At 61.5% G+C, this 17369-nt stretch carries 16 protein-coding genes; 15 read left to right on the top strand and 1 reads right to left on the bottom strand.

The features are described 5' to 3' along the window. Positions 1-287: 287 nt before the first annotated feature. Positions 288-1343, bottom strand: coding sequence for an NAD(P)-dependent alcohol dehydrogenase (locus tag EWH10_RS13735; protein WP_044661945.1), 1056 nt, complete (start codon positions 1341-1343; stop codon positions 288-290). A 178-nt stretch (positions 1344-1521) separates the two neighbouring features. Between EWH10_RS13735 and uvrC the strand changes: the two genes are divergently transcribed. From uvrC to EWH10_RS13660, 15 genes are all read left to right on the top strand, one after another. Then, a complete protein-coding gene (gene uvrC / locus EWH10_RS13730; RefSeq protein ID WP_025546512.1) occupies positions 1522-3435 on the top strand; it encodes an excinuclease ABC subunit UvrC in 1914 nt (637 codons plus the stop codon). A 166-nt stretch (positions 3436-3601) separates the two neighbouring features. Beyond that, positions 3602-5269 (top strand): sensor histidine kinase, encoded by a 1668-nt coding sequence (locus EWH10_RS13725; protein ID WP_229742618.1) that lies wholly within the window; start codon positions 3602-3604, stop codon positions 5267-5269. Between the two features lie 145 nt (positions 5270-5414). Next, positions 5415-6200, top strand: a complete 786-nt coding sequence (locus EWH10_RS13720) for a hypothetical protein (RefSeq protein WP_044661947.1) — start codon at positions 5415-5417, stop codon at positions 6198-6200. A gap of 655 nt (positions 6201-6855) precedes the next feature. Further along, positions 6856-7035: a Flp family type IVb pilin gene (locus tag EWH10_RS13715; RefSeq protein ID WP_044661948.1), complete on the top strand. Its 180-nt coding sequence runs from the start codon at positions 6856-6858 to the stop codon at positions 7033-7035. Between the two features lie 54 nt (positions 7036-7089). Continuing rightward, positions 7090-7269, top strand: a complete 180-nt coding sequence (locus EWH10_RS13710; RefSeq protein ID WP_082166286.1) for a Flp family type IVb pilin — start codon at positions 7090-7092, stop codon at positions 7267-7269. Between the two features lie 86 nt (positions 7270-7355). Then, on the top strand, positions 7356-8264 hold the full coding sequence (cpaB, locus tag EWH10_RS13705) for a Flp pilus assembly protein CpaB (RefSeq protein WP_082166285.1): 909 nt from the start codon (positions 7356-7358) through the stop codon (positions 8262-8264). A gap of 10 nt (positions 8265-8274) precedes the next feature. After that, entirely contained in the window at positions 8275-9756 is a 1482-nt protein-coding gene (locus tag EWH10_RS13700) for a type II and III secretion system protein family protein (protein ID WP_044661950.1), read from the top strand. 14 nt (positions 9757-9770) lie between these two features. Further along, positions 9771-10052 carry a hypothetical protein gene (locus tag EWH10_RS13695; protein WP_044661951.1) on the top strand — a complete coding sequence of 94 codons (282 nt, stop codon included), beginning with the start codon at positions 9771-9773 and terminating at the stop codon, positions 10050-10052. Between the two features lie 21 nt (positions 10053-10073). Then, positions 10074-11651 (top strand): pilus assembly protein TadG-related protein, encoded by a 1578-nt coding sequence (locus EWH10_RS13690; RefSeq protein WP_044661952.1) that lies wholly within the window; start codon positions 10074-10076, stop codon positions 11649-11651. 9 nt (positions 11652-11660) lie between these two features. Next, positions 11661-12188 carry a TadE/TadG family type IV pilus assembly protein gene (locus EWH10_RS13685; RefSeq protein WP_025546526.1) on the top strand — a complete coding sequence of 176 codons (528 nt, stop codon included), beginning with the start codon at positions 11661-11663 and terminating at the stop codon, positions 12186-12188. Then, complete coding sequence (locus tag EWH10_RS13680) at positions 12185-12802, top strand: TadE/TadG family type IV pilus assembly protein (protein ID WP_044661953.1); 618 nt, start codon at positions 12185-12187, stop codon at positions 12800-12802. The genes EWH10_RS13685 and EWH10_RS13680 overlap by 4 nt, the downstream gene beginning before the upstream one ends. After that, positions 12799-14034, top strand: coding sequence for a CpaE/TadZ family protein (locus tag EWH10_RS13675; RefSeq protein ID WP_044661954.1), 1236 nt, complete (start codon positions 12799-12801; stop codon positions 14032-14034). The genes EWH10_RS13680 and EWH10_RS13675 overlap by 4 nt, the downstream gene beginning before the upstream one ends. Beyond that, positions 14034-15389 carry a TadA family conjugal transfer-associated ATPase gene (locus EWH10_RS13670; protein WP_044661955.1) on the top strand — a complete coding sequence of 452 codons (1356 nt, stop codon included), beginning with the start codon at positions 14034-14036 and terminating at the stop codon, positions 15387-15389. Before EWH10_RS13675 ends, EWH10_RS13670 begins: the two co-directional genes overlap by 1 nt. Further along, positions 15389-16390 (top strand): type II secretion system F family protein, encoded by a 1002-nt coding sequence (locus EWH10_RS13665; RefSeq protein ID WP_044661956.1) that lies wholly within the window; start codon positions 15389-15391, stop codon positions 16388-16390. Before EWH10_RS13670 ends, EWH10_RS13665 begins: the two co-directional genes overlap by 1 nt. Positions 16391-16394: 4 nt before the next feature. Further along, entirely contained in the window at positions 16395-17363 is a 969-nt protein-coding gene (locus tag EWH10_RS13660; protein WP_044661957.1) for a type II secretion system F family protein, read from the top strand. The last annotated feature ends 6 nt before the right edge of the window (positions 17364-17369 follow it).

Genomic DNA, 17369 nt, shown 5'->3' with positions numbered 1-17369 from the left:
TGGAGCGCGCGACCAGCGCCCGATTTATCGCAGCGCGCTCTGGAGCGCCGTTCAAGCCTGTGGAATCACCTGCTGGCTCGTCAAAGGCGGCGAATAAAGGGTGGGGAAGCCGAGCGGATACGACAGGATCGGAATCGGCTCTGCGTTGGAGTTTTCGGGCAGACCATCCTTAGCAGACGAGGGCGGAACGGAGTTTCCGCCTTCGCAGGAACGCATATCTGCATTCGGGGAAGGCAGGCGCGGGGTCGATCAATGGCCGGCGACGAGGCCGGCCACTGATATGCCGATCAGGCTGCCGCCAGCGACGCGCTATCGATGACGAAGCGATATTTGACGTCGCTCTTCTGCATCCGGTCATAGGCGGTTTCTATGTCCTGCATCGCGATCATCTCGATGTCCGCCGTGATGCCCTTTTCAGCGCAGAAATCGAGCATCTCCTGCGTTTCGGCAATGCCGCCGATCAGTGAACCGGCAATCGACTTGCGCCCGAAGATCAGCACGCCGACGCTGGGCGAAGGGTGCGGATGTTCCGGTACGCCCACCAGGCACATCGTGCCGTCGCGCTTCAGCAAGGTGGTGAAGGCGTCGAGATCATGGCTGGCGGCCACCGTGTTCAGGATGAAGTCGAAACTTCCACCATGGGCGGCCATCTGGTCCGGATCGCGCGAGATGATGACTTCATCGGCGCCAAGGTCCAGCGCATCCTGCCGCTTGCTTTCCGAAGTCGTGAAGGCGACGACATGGGCGCCCATGGCATGGGCGAGCTTCACCCCCATATGGCCGAGCCCGCCGATCCCGACGATACCGACCTTCTTGCCGGGTCCGACATTCCAGTGGCGCAGCGGCGAATAGGTGGTGATGCCTGCACAGAGCAGCGGCGCCACAGCCGCCAGTTGATCCGCCGGATGGTTGATCTTCAGGACGAACTTCTCGCTGACGGTGATGCTTTGCGAATAGCCGCCGAACGTATGACCGGGCGCATCCGGCGTCGGACCGTTATAGGTGCCGACAAAGCCGTTCTCGCAATATTGCTCCAGCCCTTCGTCGCAGGCCGAACAATGCTGGCAGCTATCGACCATGCAGCCGACGCCGACCGTGTCGCCGACCTTGAACCGGGTGACGCCGTTGCCGACGGCGGTGACGTGGCCGACGATCTCATGGCCGGGAACGCAGGGGTAAAGCGTGCCGCTCCATTCGGAGCGGACCTGGTGAAGATCGGAATGGCAGACGCCGCAATAGGCGATGGCGATCTGCACGTCATGTTCGCCGGCCGGGCGGCGTTCGATGTCGATGGGTTCCAAGGGCTTATCGGCGGCATGGGCGCCATAGGCTTTCACGATCATGATCTGCTCTTCCTTCAAGGAGGAGCGGCCTCCCTGAAGGGACCGCATTATGGAGGATAGCGCTACCAGTTCCGGCAGCCGCAGAAAGATAGGAAGGGTCAGCCAAGGATCAACGAGGACGGGCCGAAATTTAGTCCCATGCCATTGCGATCCGGAACCATCCCGCTATTTCTCCCTCATGTCGCGTCCCCAATCCCCCGATCGCTTTCATGAAGACAAGGCCACCTTCACCGTCACCGGCAGCCAGCCCGACATAGAGGCCGGCGTGGAGGCGATCCGCACGACGCTCAAAACCCTGCCGACCCGCCCGGGCGTCTATCGCATGCAGGATGCGCGCGGCGATGTGCTTTATGTCGGCAAGGCGCGCGCGCTGCGCAACCGGGTCACCAACTATACCCAGGTCGACCGCCTGCCCAAGCGGCTCCAGCGCATGGTCGCCCAGACCCGCTCGATGACGATCGTCACCACCAACAGCGAGGCGGAGGCCCTGCTGCTGGAGGCGCAGCTCATCAAGCGTTTCCGGCCACCCTATAATGTCCTGCTGCGGGACGATAAAAGCTTCCCCTTCATCCTGCTGCGCGAGGATCATGACTTTCCCCGCGTCCAGAAGCATCGCGGCGCGCGCAAATATAAGGGGCGCTATTATGGCCCCTTTGCCAGCGCCGGATCGGTGACGCGAACCATCAATGCGCTCCAGAAGCTGTTCCTGCTGAGAAGCTGCACCGACAGCTTCTTTGCCAATCGTTCGAGGCCCTGCCTCCTGTATCAGATCCGCCGCTGTTCCGCCCCTTGCGTGGGCCGGATCGACGATGCCGCCTATGGTGAGCTGGTCAAGGACGCGCAGGATTTCCTCGGCGGCAAATCGACCGCCGTGCAGAAGAAGCTGGGCGAGGCGATGCAGGCGGCTTCCGACGCCATGGACTTCGAGCAGGCGGCGGTGCTGCGCGACCGGCTGAAGGCGCTGACCTTCATCCAGGGCAGCCAGGCGATCAACGCCGAGGGGCTGGGCGACGCCGACATCTTCGCCCTGGCGACCAAGGGCGGGGCGATGTGCATCCAGGCCTTCTTCATCCGCGGTGGGCAGAATTGGGGCCATCGCAGCTTCTTCCCCGTCCATACCGCCGAAGTGGCGGAGGACGAGGTGCTGGCCAGCTTCATGGCGCAATTTTACGAGGAAGTACCGCCGCCCAAGCTGATCCTTGCCGACCGGGCGCCCGCCGAATGCGAGCTGATGGCGCAGGCGCTGACCGAGCGCATCGGGTCCAGGGTGCGGATCGAAGTGCCACAGCGGGGCGACCGCACCCGCCTCATCAAACAGGCGCAGCGCAACGCGGTGGAGGCGCTCGATCGGCGGCTGGCGGAAACCACGACGCAGGCGAAGGTGCTGGAGGAGATGGTCGAGACGTTCGGGCTGGACGGGGTGCCCGACCGGATCGAAATCTACGACAACAGTCACATCCAGGGCGCTCATGCCCTGGGGGCGATGGTCGTCGCGGGTCCGGAGGGCTTCCGCAAGAACGCCTACCGCAAGTTCAACATGAAGAACCCGGAAACCTCGAACGACGATTTCGCGATGATGCGGGAGATGTTCGAGCGGCGCTTCGGCCGCGCGGCGCGCGAAGACCCGGATCGCGACAGCGGCGAATGGCCGGACCTGGTGCTGATCGACGGCGGCAAGGGACAATTGTCCGCCGCCCGGACGATATTGGAGGATATGGGCATAGAGGATGTCTGCATGATCGGCATCGCCAAGGGGCCGCATCATGGCCGCGAGGGGCGGGAAGTATTCCACATGCCGGACGGGCGGGAGATCACTTTCCCGCTCAACCATCCCGTGCTCTTTTACCTTCAGCGGCTGCGGGACGAGGCGCACCGCTTCGCCATCGGCGCGCACCGGCAGAAGCGCAGCAAGGCGATTACCGTCAGTTCGCTCGACGAAGTGCCGGGCATCGGACCTTCGCGCAAGAAGGCGCTGCTGATGCATTTCGGAACCGCCAAGGCCGTGAAGAGCGCGGCGTTGGAGGACCTGCTGAAGGCGCCGGGCGTTTCCAAGGCGGTGGCGCAGCAGGTCTATGATTATTTCCACGGCTGAGCGACGGCAGGGGCGGTCCGGATTGCCGCCGCCATATTGCCTGGAAAGTCAGATTATCTCTGCGACGAATGGATCGCCATTTGACCATCGCCATTTGACCGGGGCATGATTTCCTTTCCATAAGAAGCGGCTCGACAGACATGATGCATCGGGCCGGATGGGGGATATGCGTCACGCGATGAATGGGCCGGGCGAAATCGCGATGCGCTTGAGCTGGTGGGACATGCGGGCGCTGTCGGCATTGCGTCCGTGGCAGACGCTGGATTTCACCCGACTGTTGCTGGCCGTCATCTATGCCGTCGTCAGCTTCGGCTTCTCCAGCGCGCGCCACTGGGCGGAAAGCGCGGAGCATGTGCTGATCCTGCTCATGCTGCTGCTGGCGTTTTCGGCGGTGCTGCTCTCGTCCCGCTCCTGGGTGACGGACATGCGGATCAGACGACCGGTCATCTATCTGGACACATTGCTGTTCCTGGCCCTGCTGATCGTCACCAACCCGTCCAACAGCCCTTATTTTTCCGGCAGCTTCTTCGTGGCGGTGGAAGTGGCGCTGATCGTGCGGCGGCGGTTCCATCTGCTCGTTGCCCTGGCGGCGGGCACGGCTGCGGTCGGCGTCACATGGCTTGACGAGATCGCTTCCCTGCCGTCGGAGCCGGAAGCGGAGCGGGTCGTGCTGCGTGCCTGCTATCTGGCTGTGGCGATACTGGTGACCGGCGTGCTGCTCGGACCGCGCCGGGAAACGCTGTTGCAATTCGAGCGGGACAGGCGGTTGCTGGAAGGGGAGCTACCGCCCGCCGGGAGCGATCATGGCCCGTTCCTGCTCCATGCCCTGCGGCTTGCGACCCGCGGACATGGGGTTGCCGTGCTGTTCCGCCTTGCCAGCCATGAGCCCCTGCGCTTCGCCAGCAGCGCGGCGCGCGAAATGCCTGCGGTGGGTTTCGGCAATTTGCTGACGGCCGAGACCGGTTGGCATGACCGGTCGAGACATGCGTCGATCTCGCTGTCGGCGGATGGAATAGCCGTGCTGGGACCGTTGTCGCCGGGCGGTCAGGCATGGACGGCGCTGCTGGACGCAGAAACGCTCCTGACGATAAGGGTGACCATCGGTACGTTCGAGGCGGTGGGCGCGGCCTGCCTGGATGATCCCTGCCATGAGGATCGGGCCGCCATCGCGCAGCGGGTCTTCGAAAGCGCATGTGAGGAACTGACTGTCCGCAACAGCCTGGACCTCGCGCATGTGATCGCCGGTGCGCGGGAGCGGGAGCGGCTGCAGCGGGAATTGCACGACAGCGTTCTGCAGGCGCTGGCCAGCATCCGTTTCCAGATCGCGCCGCTGCTGGCCGGGCGGCAGGTCGAGCCGCTCGCCGTGATCGAGAATGTCGACCGCATCGCGAAGGACCAGATCGCCACGATCCGCTGGATCATCAATCCGGACGTGGATGAGGAGGATTTCGCCTATTTGCCGGAGACGCTGGCGATGGTGGTGCGCTCCCTGGGCGAGCAGTGGGGCATAGGCTGCGAGTTGAAGGTGGAGGACGGCAATTGCGCGACCAGCGCGATGATCGGCCGGGAACTGAGCTTCGCCGTGCGGGAGATCGTCGCCAATGCGGTACGCCATGCGCGGGCGACCATGGTGAACTTCGCGCTGGAGCCGGACGGCAACCGCATCGCCCTTCAGGTGAGCGACGATGGCGTGCCCAATATGGCGCGGCTGGGATCGAGCGGGGCGGTGCCTTCGCGGTCCCTGATGCGGCGGATACAGATGTTGGGCGGGGAGGTGTTCCTGCAGAATATCGGCGGGCGGACGACGATCCGCATCACCGTTCCGCGCAAGTAACGGGCCGCCGGGCTTTATCTTTTCCAATGGCTCACCATATCTGGACGGCCGCGCAGAACCTTTCCCGCGATTGCGCATTTACCGGGCGTTTACCAACATCGCGGATAGTCGCGGCAAGGTTCGGCGTTCGAAGGAGTCCGGTTCCATGGTGCGAATGGTCAGGGACCGTCTCTACCGCAAGAGCGTGGCCGTCGTGCTGTCGATGCAGGTCAATCTGGAGCGCATCGTCGTCATCTGGATCATGGCTGCCGCCTTCGCCTGCGGCCTGCGGCTGGCCTTTCCGGCGACGCCCTACAGCGGAACGCCCTGGGGAAGCGGGGCGGGCCTGCTGCCCTATATGCTGGTGGTTGGCGCGCCTGTTGGGTCGCTGCTGCTGGGATTGAAGCTGTTTCCGGCGGGACGCATCCATGCCCAGCCCGCCTTTCGACTGGCGCAGGTGGGCCGCTGGCGCAAGGTCGACTGCCTGAGAGCGCGGGAGATGTCGCAGTTCGGCCTCTATGGCGTGATGGCGTCTCTGCTGGTGGGAATTGCGGTGAACGTGCCGGTGCGCACGCTGGAATTTCTCAGCTCCATTCCCGCGTTGGGCAGCTATTCGCCGCCCTGGTTCGTCGGTCTCTACGGCGTGATGCTGGCGGATGTGGTGATATTGTCCAGCCTTTACATGTTCGCCTTTGCCATGGCCCTGCGCCTCGTGCCGCTCTTCCCTCGCTTTCTGGTAATGGTCTGGGGTGTCGACCTGCTGGCGCAGTTGGGCATCGCCCATCTGGTGGCGGGGATCGACAATGTGCCGCATGGCGTCGACGCCGCTTTGCTGGACATGCTGACAGGCAATGTGAAGAAGGTCCTGATCAGCGCCGCGATCTGGCTGCCCTATCTGTTGTTGTCGGATCGGGTGAACCTCACCTTCCGTCATCGGGTAAGTGCGAAGTAAGGAAAGCGGCAACATTTGTTCCTGAATGGGACAGGTGCAAACCGCTTTATTTCCGGGCCTTTGTGCGACGAGTCGCGGCTGATTCGCGATGATCGGTGCGAGTGGCGGCGGCTGCTCTGGTCAAGTTATCGATCCTGTCTGCCCCGAATAGCCTAGAACGAAGGTATTAGTCGCCCGGGTAATTCAGCGGCGGACGGCCAACTATTCCTCTCAAATAAGACAGGCTTGAGGTCCTGATAACTGTTATTTTATTCGAAATGAAATTCGGATAATATTCCTTGAATTTCAGTTTGACTATGATATTTTGAAATAGAGAAAAATAAAAATCCTAATAATATAAAAGAAAATCTCTAATTTTCTAAAAGCATATATCCAAAGATATATTAGAAAAATACCATTGTTTACTTAAAGTAATGAATCTGGTTGACGGAAAAGGTTAACAAAAAATTGCTTTAAGATTTTGAAAAATATACATATTTTTTACCATGTTGACTTGCATCAGCTTTGGTCCAATTTGAAAGCAAGTTCTACGGGAACTGCCAACTACCTGGTGATCGGAGCATACCGGCGCCGGGGTCGCGAGGTGGACAGGCCCCTACCGTGGAGCTGAGCAAGAGCAACTGGGAATTGCTCCCAGCGAGTAGGGGTAAAAGATATGACCTTTTTGAAGAGCCTGTGGGCCGACCAAAGTGGTGCGTCGGCGGCCGAATATGCTTTGATCCTGGCGATCGTGGGGACGGGTATCGCGCTGGCGGCGTTCCAATTGGGCGGTGCGATTAGCGGCGCCATGAACAGGGCCAAGAATTGTATTTCTACTGCCAACGGCGTGTGCTGAACCGGTTGATGCAGTGCTATTTTAGTTTCAGTAATTCAATGACTGGGGGTTAATATGACTTTTATTAAAAAATTTTGGGCTGACCAAAGTGGTGCGTCGGCTGCCGAATATGCCTTGATCCTGGCGATCGTGGGTACTGGCATTGCATTGGCTGCTTTCCAGTTGGGCGGCGCAATTAGTGGCGCCATGAATACAGCCAAGAACTGTATTAATACGACCAATGGTGTTTGTTAACAAATAAATGAGCCGGTCGATACGTATCGACCGGCTCTTGATGATCAATTCCGGGGGGAGTTGTCGTGGGGCAGCGTAGGTCTCTCATGGTCCTTGGCTTAGCGATAGTGCTGGGTCTTGCAGCCGTTTTTGTCGCCAATACCTATCTGGCCAGCGCCGAAAAGGTGCAACAGGTGGACGGTGGTATGGCGAAAGTCGTTGTTGCTGCTGTACCACTGCCATTTGGTGCCGCAGTAACCGCCGAAAAGATCCGCGTGGTCGACTGGCCCGCCAATTCCGTACCGCCCGGCGCTTTCCGCGATCCCATCCAATTGACCTCCCTCGGCAAAGGCCGCGTCGTCCTCCGGCAAATCGAGCCCGGCGAACCGATACTGGCCTCCAAGCTCTCCGGTGAAGGCGGGCGGGCGACGATGTCGGCAGTCCTGGCCCCAGAAATGAGGGCCGTCGCCGTACGCGTGAGCGATGTAGCCGCTGCGGGCGGTTTCGTGCTTCCCGGCGACACCGTCGATGTCTTCGTCACCCGCACCCTTCAGGACCCGGCAGGCGGCGGCAGCCAGCAGATCACCGACGTCCTGCTTCAAGGCACGCGCGTGATCGCCATTGACCAGAACGCCAATGACACGTCCAAGGACCCGGCCGTCGGCAAGACCGCGACGCTGGAGGTCAACCAGGTCGACGCGCAGAAGCTGGTTCTGGCGCAGCAGGTCGGGCAACTCACGCTGGTCCTGCGCAATATCACCGACAAGCCCAATCCCGCCGTGCAGACCGTCGGCATAGAGGATTTGCGCGACGGCGCCTATGTGGGCGGTTTTGCCGGCCCGCGCGCCCGCGTTGCCGACCTTGCCTATCTGCCGCCGCGTCCGGCCTCCGCGTTCCGTCCCGCACGCCGCGCGATTCCGAAGAACACGAACGCTCTGCCGTCGACCGCATCGGTCGAGATCGTGCGCGGCACGACCGGCACCAGCTATGAGGTGAAGCGCTATGGTTCCCGCTAAGTCCTTGCCGATGCTGGCATTGTCCCTGGCGCTGGGCGCCGGTGCGTCGCTGCTGCCCATGCAGGCCCAGGCGCAGGTCGCCTCGCTCAACGTCAATAACGCCAACCATGCCGGCCAACTCGACGTGCCCCTCAACAAGAGCCAGGTGCTGACCGTCGACCGGCCTTTTTCCAAGGCGTTGGTCGGCAATGCGGAAATCGCTGACGTCCTGCCCATGACCAACCGTTCGGTCTATGTGCTGGGCAAGAAGATGGGCACCACCAGCCTGACGCTCTACGACAGCCGCAACATGATGATCGCGGTGGTCGACGTGGCCGTAGGCCCCGATGTCGTGACGTTGAAGCGGCAATTGTCGGAACTGTTGCCCGGTCAGCCTATCGGCGCCCGCATTTCCAATGACGCTGTGGTACTGACCGGCACCGTGTCGAGCGCGGCGGCGGTCGATCGCGCAGTGCAGATCGCTAAGACCTATGCCGGTGACAAGGTCGTCAACATGATGTCGGTAGGCGCCGCTCAGCAGGTGATGCTGGAGGTGCGCTTTTCCGAAATGACCCGCAGCGCGGCGAAGCAGTTCGGGATCAACACCGCTTTCCTGTCCGATAGCGGCAAGGTGGTGGGCGGCATCGGCAATGCGGCGCAGTCTTCCGCCATCCTGTCCGACACCAATGGTCGGCCGATTGTGGATCTGAGCAAGATTCTGGACAGCTTCGGCATCGGGGCGGCGAATTATTCAGTGGGCAGCCTCAACCTCACCACTGCACTGGACGCGCTGGAGCGCAAGGGCGTCGTGACCACGCTGGCCGAGCCGACACTGGTCGCGCTGTCGGGCGAAACGGCGTCTTTCCTGGCGGGCGGCGAGTTCCCGATACCGGTATCGCAGGGCGGCAATAGCGGCGGCAGCGGCAATAACGGCGGCAATTCCATCACCATCGAATTCAAGCCCTTCGGTGTCAGCCTGGGTTTCACGCCGACAGTGCTGGAGGATGGCATCATCAATCTGGTGGTGGAACCGGAGGTCAGTTCCATCGATCCGTCCGCTTCGGTGACGATCAACGGTCTCACCATCCCGGGCCTGCAGACGCGGCGCGCCAGCACCACGCTGGAATTGCGCGACGGGCAGTCCTTCGCCCTGGCAGGGCTGCTGCGCAAGGATTTCCAGGACACGGTGCGGCAGTTTCCGATCCTGGGTTCCATCCCGATCATCGGCGCACTGTTTCGTTCCAGCGGTTTCCAGAAGAGCGAGAGCGAACTCGTCATCATCGTGACGCCGCGCCTTGTGAAGCCGATGCGGGCAGAGGATGTGCGCCTGCCGACCGACCGGGTCGCGCCCCCGCACGAACTCGACCTGTTCCTGATGGGGCGGACGGACAAGGCGGTGGGGATCAATCCGCTCGATCCCAATGCGATGCCGCCCGAAGCGCCCAAGAACGCGCCTGCGCCTGCCAAGGAAGCGCCCGCGACAGGCAAGGCGCCCAGCGGATATGAGCTGTGAGCAGGAGGTTGACGATGCGTGCACTTTATCTTGCCCCGGCTCTGCTTCTGCCCCTGCTGGCAGGCTGCACGGCGAACGACCCGACCTTCGGCGGCGCGGTTCGCAGCAATTATGCGATGCAGGTGATCGATCCCGACCCGCATTATGAAGGTACGTTGGTCGAGGGTGGTGATGGCCAGCGCTCGGCCGCGGCGGTGGAACGCTATCGCACCGACAAGGTGAAGAAGCCCCAGTCGATCCGTACCACCAGCGGTACTGGAGGCGGTGGCGGCGGTTCCGGCGGTGGAGCCAACTGAACGAGGAGGATGAGAGATCCCATGTCTCGCGCTCGGAAAAGCTTGCTGCAGTCAACAGGCGGTGCGGTCGCTCCGACGGTTGCGCTGTCGCTTTTCGCGCTGATCGCCGCAGGCGGGATTGCTTTCGATTATGCACGGCTCGCCGGAATGGACAGCGAGTTGCAGAGTGCGGCGGATCAGGCGGCTCTGGCAGCGGCAAGTCAACTTGACGGTGCGACTGGCGCGTGCAGCAGAGCTGCAAATGCGGCAAGGAACCTGATTGCCAATAGCAGCCGTTTCGCAAATGATGGCTCAACGCCGCGCATCACGATTGCGGATGAGCCCGCCTGCGATGCTACAGGGGCAATCCGTTTCTACGAGACCAAGGACAAATCCAAGGCCGCAACGAACGACGCAACAGCCAATTTCGTTGAAGTCACCGTTGGCACGCGATCCGCCTTTTATGCCTTGACGCCGATAGTATCCGCAATTTCCTCCGGCCCCGTTTCGGGGACAGCTTATGCGGGTGTGGGTTCCGCCATCTGTGGAGCCGTTCCATTCTTCATCTGCAATCCTGACGAGCCTGATGGCAACACCAATTCCCATTACGCGGTTTCAATTCCATCCGGCACAGGCATCGTGATGGCGGAAGGAGGCACGCAATGGGGGCCCGGTAATTTCGGCTTCGTCGATCAGGCAGGTAGGGGTGCAAGCAGCGTAGCAGAGGCTCTTGCTTCTAATGCCTTGTATAGCAATTGTGCGCCGACCGAAAATGTGACGATGGAAACGGGCAACCTGCTCAACGCCGTGCGGGATTCGCTCAATATGCGGTTCGACTTTCCGCCCGGCAATAGTTCCGCATGTTCCAATCCTCCCTGCTCACCTTCAACTAATGTGCGCAAGGACGTGGTTCGCGGTGCAACCTGTTCCTGGGAGGAAAATCCGGCTGACAATACCAACTATGAGAGCAAACGTTACCGGCCAACGACCGCCGCTGCGCTGAGTCCTACCATTACGCCGGAAATCATGGGCTTCCCGCGCGACCTGATGCATTCCATCGGCGCGAGCAATTATACCTCGCGCATCGGCAACGGCGTGTGGGACAGGGCCGCCTATTTCCGATCCAATCATCCGAGCGTTGACTGGCAAAACACCGCTGGTCTGGGGCCCAATGTCACCCGCTATCAAACCTATCTTTGGGAAGCGGAGGATCCAGCGGCCCGCCTGGCACCAAGGGCGACGGCGGGTAATCCCAATCTTTCCACTTACAGCACGCCTCAGGCGGGACAGTGCAATTATCCGGGCGTGGCGCCCAATACGAACAACATAGACAGGCGACGCCTGACCGCTGCCGTGGTCAATTGCAAACTTGCCGATAAGAACAAGCAACTGAATGGCAAGAAGACGATTCCGGTGGCGGGTTACATCGACGTCTTCATGGTGGAACCTAGCATGGATCGCACCAAATGTGGGGGCACTCCGAGCAACCAGACTGGCTGTTCCGCTTCCTACACGAGCAGAAATGACGTTTATGTGGAAGTCATCGGCTCATCGGGCACCGGCGAAGGTGGCGGCACCCCGCAGATCACGCGGCGCGATACTCCGCGCCTGATAGAGTGAGGCGGAGCGATGTTTGTGCGCCTTTTCAGGGAGCAGTCGGGTTCGTCCGCCGCCGAAATGGCGCTCGTGACGCCCTTGCTCATCGCGCTGATGTTCGGCGCTTTCGAACTCGGCAATTATTTTCTGAGCGAGCATGTCGTGGTCAAGGCGGTGAGGGATGGCGCCCGCTATGCCGGCCGGCTGAGTTTCTCGAATTTCAGTTGCACCACGGCGTCGACCGATAATGTTCCGGGCGGCACCGTCGAGGCGGACACGCGCAATCTGGTTCGAACCGGGCAACTGACCGGCGGCAATGCGCGTCTCACCGGATGGACCGATCCGCAGTCGATCAGAGTCACCTATGATTGCGTCGATCCGGCAAGTGTCAGCGCTTCGGGTATTTACGAAGGGATGAATTTCATTCCCGTCGTGAAGGTGGCGACGTCAACCGACAATGCTCACCGGCTTCAATATCAATCGTTATTCAATAAGCTGGGATTCGACAGTAGCACCTTGTATCTGAACGCCAGTTCTCAATCGCCGGTGATGGGGTTATGAGCAAATCCTTCACCGCCCTGATCAGAGACAGCCGGGCCTCCTCCGCAGCCGAGTTTGCGTTAGTTTTGCCGCTGCTGCTTATCTTCCTGCTGGGCATCATTGATGTCGGGCGGTTGATGTGGACCTGGAACCGTGCGGAAAAGGCTACCCAAATGGGCGTCCGTTACGCCGTCGCCACCGATCCGGTGGCGACCGGCATCGCGACATACAGCTTCGCGACCGGGAGTAGCAGCATCGCACAGGGATCATCGATAGGCACATCCTATTTTTCATCGATGACATGCAATTCCACTGCCTGCGGTTCATGCAGCGGCAGCGCATGCAACTCCCTGATAACACCCTATAACTCGGCGGCTTTCACCAATATTGTCAATCGGATGAAGGCATTCCTGCCGGAATTAGGTGCAGCCAATGTCGAGGTTCAATATGATAATTCCGGTATCGGTTATTCCGGTGATCCAAATGGCCCAGATATAGCGCCGCTGGTCACGGTACGAATAAAAAACATGGCCTTTCGGCCTATAGCGCTCATCCTTTTCAGGGCATCGATTCCATTACCCAGTTTCAGCGCCGCTCTCACCATGGAAGACGGCCAGGGCTCGGCATCAAATTGAGGGACAAGATCGTGGGCATCGTGACGAACGCAACGGAACCCGTCGAGAGCTGGACCCTCAATATCGGGGATGAAGGCCTTCACCTCATCATGTCGGAGCAGGAGGTGCAGGCGTCCGATATATTGGGCGATCGCCTGACCGGCCAATCGCTCACCCTGTCCATGCTGGGCGCGGGGGAGGCTGTGCCGGCGCAACTGGTGGCCGATGCCAAGGCGATCATCATCGAGGTTCAGCCAGACAATGAAGCCTCCATGGTGCGGCTCGCCGGCCTTCGCGCGGCTCATCCGAAGCTGATGCTGGTGGCGGCCGTGCGTGGCGCGCAGATCGCCGTTGTGCGCGCCCTGTTGCGCAGCGGGATCAACGACGTCATCGAACTGCCGCTGCGCGCCCATGATCTGGCGGCGATACTGGACGATCTGCGCAGCCGCATTGCAGCCAGCCGTCAGGACGACGTGAAGACCGGCCAGCTTGTGTCCATCATCAAGAGCGTTGGCGGCGTCGGCGCGACGACCATAGCGACGCAGGCGGCCAGTCTTCACGCACGCTCGACAAAGCAGGGCAGCGGTGAGGTCTGCCTGTTCGACTTCGACATACAGTTCGGCAATGCCGGCACCTTCCTGGGGATTTCCTCGCCCCTGACACTGGCGGACCTTCTCAACGCGGGCAGCCGCGTCGACAATGAGCTGTTGCGGACCGTCACCGTGGAAACTTCGACCGGCCTCAGGGTCGTGACCGCGCCGGCGGACATCATGCCGATCGAGGCAGTAAACGCCGATCAGGTCTTCCGCATCGTCGAACTGGCGCAGCGCAGTTTCGATACGGTCTATCTGGACCTGCCGGGCAACTGGACCAACTGGTCGATGTCGCTGGTGGCGCGTTCGCAGGTCGTGTTTCTTGTGTGCGAACTCACCATCGCCAGCCTGCGGCAGGCGCGCCGTCAGATTTCGCTGCTCCGCGATCAGGACATCGATCCCGCGCGCATCCATGTCGTCGCCAACCGCGTGGAGAAGAAATTCTTCCGCGCCATCGGTCTGGAGGATGCGGCAGCGGCGCTGGATCATCCGGTGAAGCTCAGCATCGCCAACGATTTCCCACTGGTCAGCTCGGCGCTGGACCAGGGCGTATTGATCCAGGAGCTGAAGGCGCGCAGCCGCATCTGCAAGGATATGCAGGACATCGTCGATTGCTGCATCCAGGCTGCTGAGGCCGAAGGTCAGGCGGAGAAAGGCTGATGTGGCAGATCCGAAAAGGCGAACGCGGCGACCCTAGGGACGAGGTGGGACCGGTCGAGACCGAGGCCGCCCATCTGGAGGAGGACCGGCATACCGAACTCAAGGTGGCGCTGCACCAGAAGCTGATCGACATCATCAATCTTTCCGCGCTGGAAACCATGTCGCGGGCGCAGGTGGAAGCCGAAGTGGGCGAGATCGTCCATGAGCAGCTCGCGCTGCAGAAGCATGCGCTCAATCTGGAAGAGCGTCGCCGGCTGGTGTCGGATATATTGGATGAGCTGCTGGGACTGGGACCGCTTGAGCCGCTGCTCAAGGACCATAGCATCACCGACATATTGGTGAACGGGCACAAGGTCGTCTTCGTGGAGCGCAACGGCCGGCTGGTCGAAACCGCGACCCGGTTCAAGGATGAGAAGCATCTTCTGCGCATCATCCAGAAAATCGTGGCGGCGGTGGGCCGGCGGATCGACGAATCCTCCCCCTTTGTCGACGCTCGCCTTGCGGATGGCTCCCGCGTCAATGCCGTGGTTCCGCCGCTGGCCATCGATGGATCGCTGCTTTCCATCCGCAAGTTCGCCAAGGTGCCGATCAGCATGGCGCGCCTCACCGAACTGGGCAGCGTGCCCGCGCCGATGGCGCAGGTCCTGTCCGCCGTGGTGGAGGCGCGGCGCAACGTGTTGATTTCCGGCGGCACCGGTTCGGGCAAGACGACCCTGCTCAACGCCATGTCAGCCGCCATCGATGAACATGAACGCATCGTCACCATCGAGGATTCGGCCGAACTGCAATTGCAGCAGCGCCATGTCGCGCGGCTGGAAACCCGTCCCGCCAATATCGAGGGCAAGGGAGAAGTCACGCAGCGCGACCTGGTGAAGAATGCGCTGCGCATGCGGCCCGACCGCATCATCGTGGGCGAGGTCCGCGCCGGTGAAGCCTTCGACATGCTTCAGGCCATGAACACCGGCCATGACGGATCGATGACGACCGTGCACGCCAACACGCCGCGCGATGCGCTGTCCCGGGTCGAGCAGATGATCGGCATGAGCGGCATCGACATCTCGCCGCGTTCCGCCCGCGCGCAGATCGCTTCGGCGCTGAATGTGATCGTGCAGGTGGGACGGCTGGCCGATGGCCGCCGCCGTCTGCTCAGCCTGTCGGAGATCACCGGCATGGAAGGGGAAGTCATCACCATGCAGGAAATCTTCCGCTTCAAGATGACGGGCCGCGACGAGAACAACATGGTGCGCGGCCATTTCGAGGCGACGGGCATCCGTCCCAAATTCATGGGCGAACTGGCCGACCGGGGCATAGCCCTGCCGGCCGAATTGTTCCGCCCCGATGCGGTGATCCACTGATGAACCCGCTTTACATCCGCGTCTTCGTCCTCGTCCTGCTTTTCGCGGCGGTGATCCTGACGATCGAGGGCATTGCAGGCTGGCTGCGCGCGCGTGCGACGACCGATCGCGTGGTGAACCGGCGGTTGAAGATGATCGCGGCCGGTTTCGAGCGCAGCACGGTACTCTCCAAGCTGCGGCGAAGCGACGAGGCGGTGAGCTTCGACCGCTCGTCCCTGTTCGGACGGGCGGGGCTGGGGGTGATGCGGGTGCTGCATGGCGCCGGGCTGACCTTTCCGGCGCGCACGGTGCTGATGCTGATGCTGATCGCGGCGTGCGTGCTGTTCCTGCTGGTGATGGTGGGCGGCATGGCGGCGGGTTACGCCCTGACGGCGGGGATGTTCGTGATGGCGTTGGCCTTTGCGGGCGCGCTGGGCATCGCGCTGCCGATGATGGTGCTGACGCGGCTTGCCCAACGGCGGCGCAAGAAGATGGAGGAGCAGTTTCCGGTCGCGCTGGACACCTTCGTCCGTGGCCTGCGCGCCGGCCATCCGATTGCCGCTGCGCTGGACCTGCTGACCAAGGAGATGCGCGATCCGATCGGCAGCGAATTCGGCATCGTCGTCGATGAAGTCACCTATGGCGCCGACCTGCGCGATGCGTTGCAGCGCATGGCGGAGCGCTGGGATATGAACGAGATGCATATGTTCGTCATCTCCCTGTCGGTGCAGAGCGAGACGGGGGGCAATCTTGCGGAGATCCTGGAAAATCTGTCGACCGTGATCCGCGAGCGGGCGAGCCTGTTCATGAAGGTCCGGGCGCTCAGTTCCGAAGGGCGCATGACGGCGGTGATGTTGACCGCACTACCGATCCTGGCCTTTGTCGGCCTGTTCCTGGTCAATCCTGCCTTTTATCTCGATGTCGCGCAGGAGCGTATGTTCATCGTCGGCTTTACGGGTTTGATCGTCCTCTACATCATCGGCTTCGTTACGATACGCCGCATGGTCGACCTGAAGGTGTGATGCGATGTTGAGTTCGGCACTGTTCATCCAGTTACGGCCTTTCCTGTTGGGCTTGCTGTTCATCGCAATCGTTGCGGTGGTCTTCGGCCTGTCGGAGGTCATCCTGCGCAACGCGCGGGTGCGCAGCCGTCTTGATCTTGTCGGGGACGCGGCCAATGCCGCCCATGGCAGCCAGACGCTGCGCGGCGAACGGAACGATGGCGAATGGAAGAAGTTGGTCGACCGGATCGAGAAAATGGGCATCCCGCTGGTCGACACCAATAATGACAGTTTGCGGCGGAGATTGATCGCTGCCGGCTATGTGTCGCCGGAGGCGCCGAAGCTCTTCACCTTTTTCCGGCTCATACTGACCTTTTCCCTGCCGGCGATCTTCGTTCTTATGTCGCTGAGCAAGGCCGAGCCGCCAACTGCGCTCAAGCTCTATGTCATGGCATCGCTGTTGGCGGTCCTGGGGCTTTATCTGCCTAATCTGTGGATTTCGGCCAAGGCAGCGCGCAGGCAGGAAGAAATCGTCCACGGCTTTCCCGATGCGCTGGACCTGATGCTGGTCTGCGTCGAGGCGGGCCTGGGCCTGGAGGCGGCGATGGATCGGGTGGGCCGCGAACTGGCCCTGTCCCATCCGCTGGTATCGGCGGCGCTGGGCAAGGTGGTTCTGGAACTGCGCGCGGGGCGCAGCCGGCAGGATGCTTTGCGGCGCATGGCGGATGATGTCGACGTGGACGAAATTCGCTCCTTCGCGACGCTGCTGATCCAGTCCGATCAACTGGGTTCCAGCGTGGGGCAGACCTTGCGCGTCTATGCAGCGGAGATGCGTGAAAAGCGGCGTATGCGCGCCGAGGAGAAGGCGCATCGCCTGCCGGTCCTGCTGTCGGTGCCGCTGGTCGCCTGTATGCTGCCGGTGATGATCGGCGTGTTGATGCTGCCGGCAGTGGTGCGGGTGGTGCGCGACATCCTGCCGGTCATGACTCGTTAGGATAAG

The sequence above is a fragment of the Sphingobium fuliginis genome (assembly GCF_004152845.1).
In the GTDB taxonomy this organism is placed as follows: domain Bacteria; phylum Pseudomonadota; class Alphaproteobacteria; order Sphingomonadales; family Sphingomonadaceae; genus Sphingobium; species Sphingobium fuliginis.
This window is presented reverse-complemented; position numbering and strand designations above follow the sequence as displayed.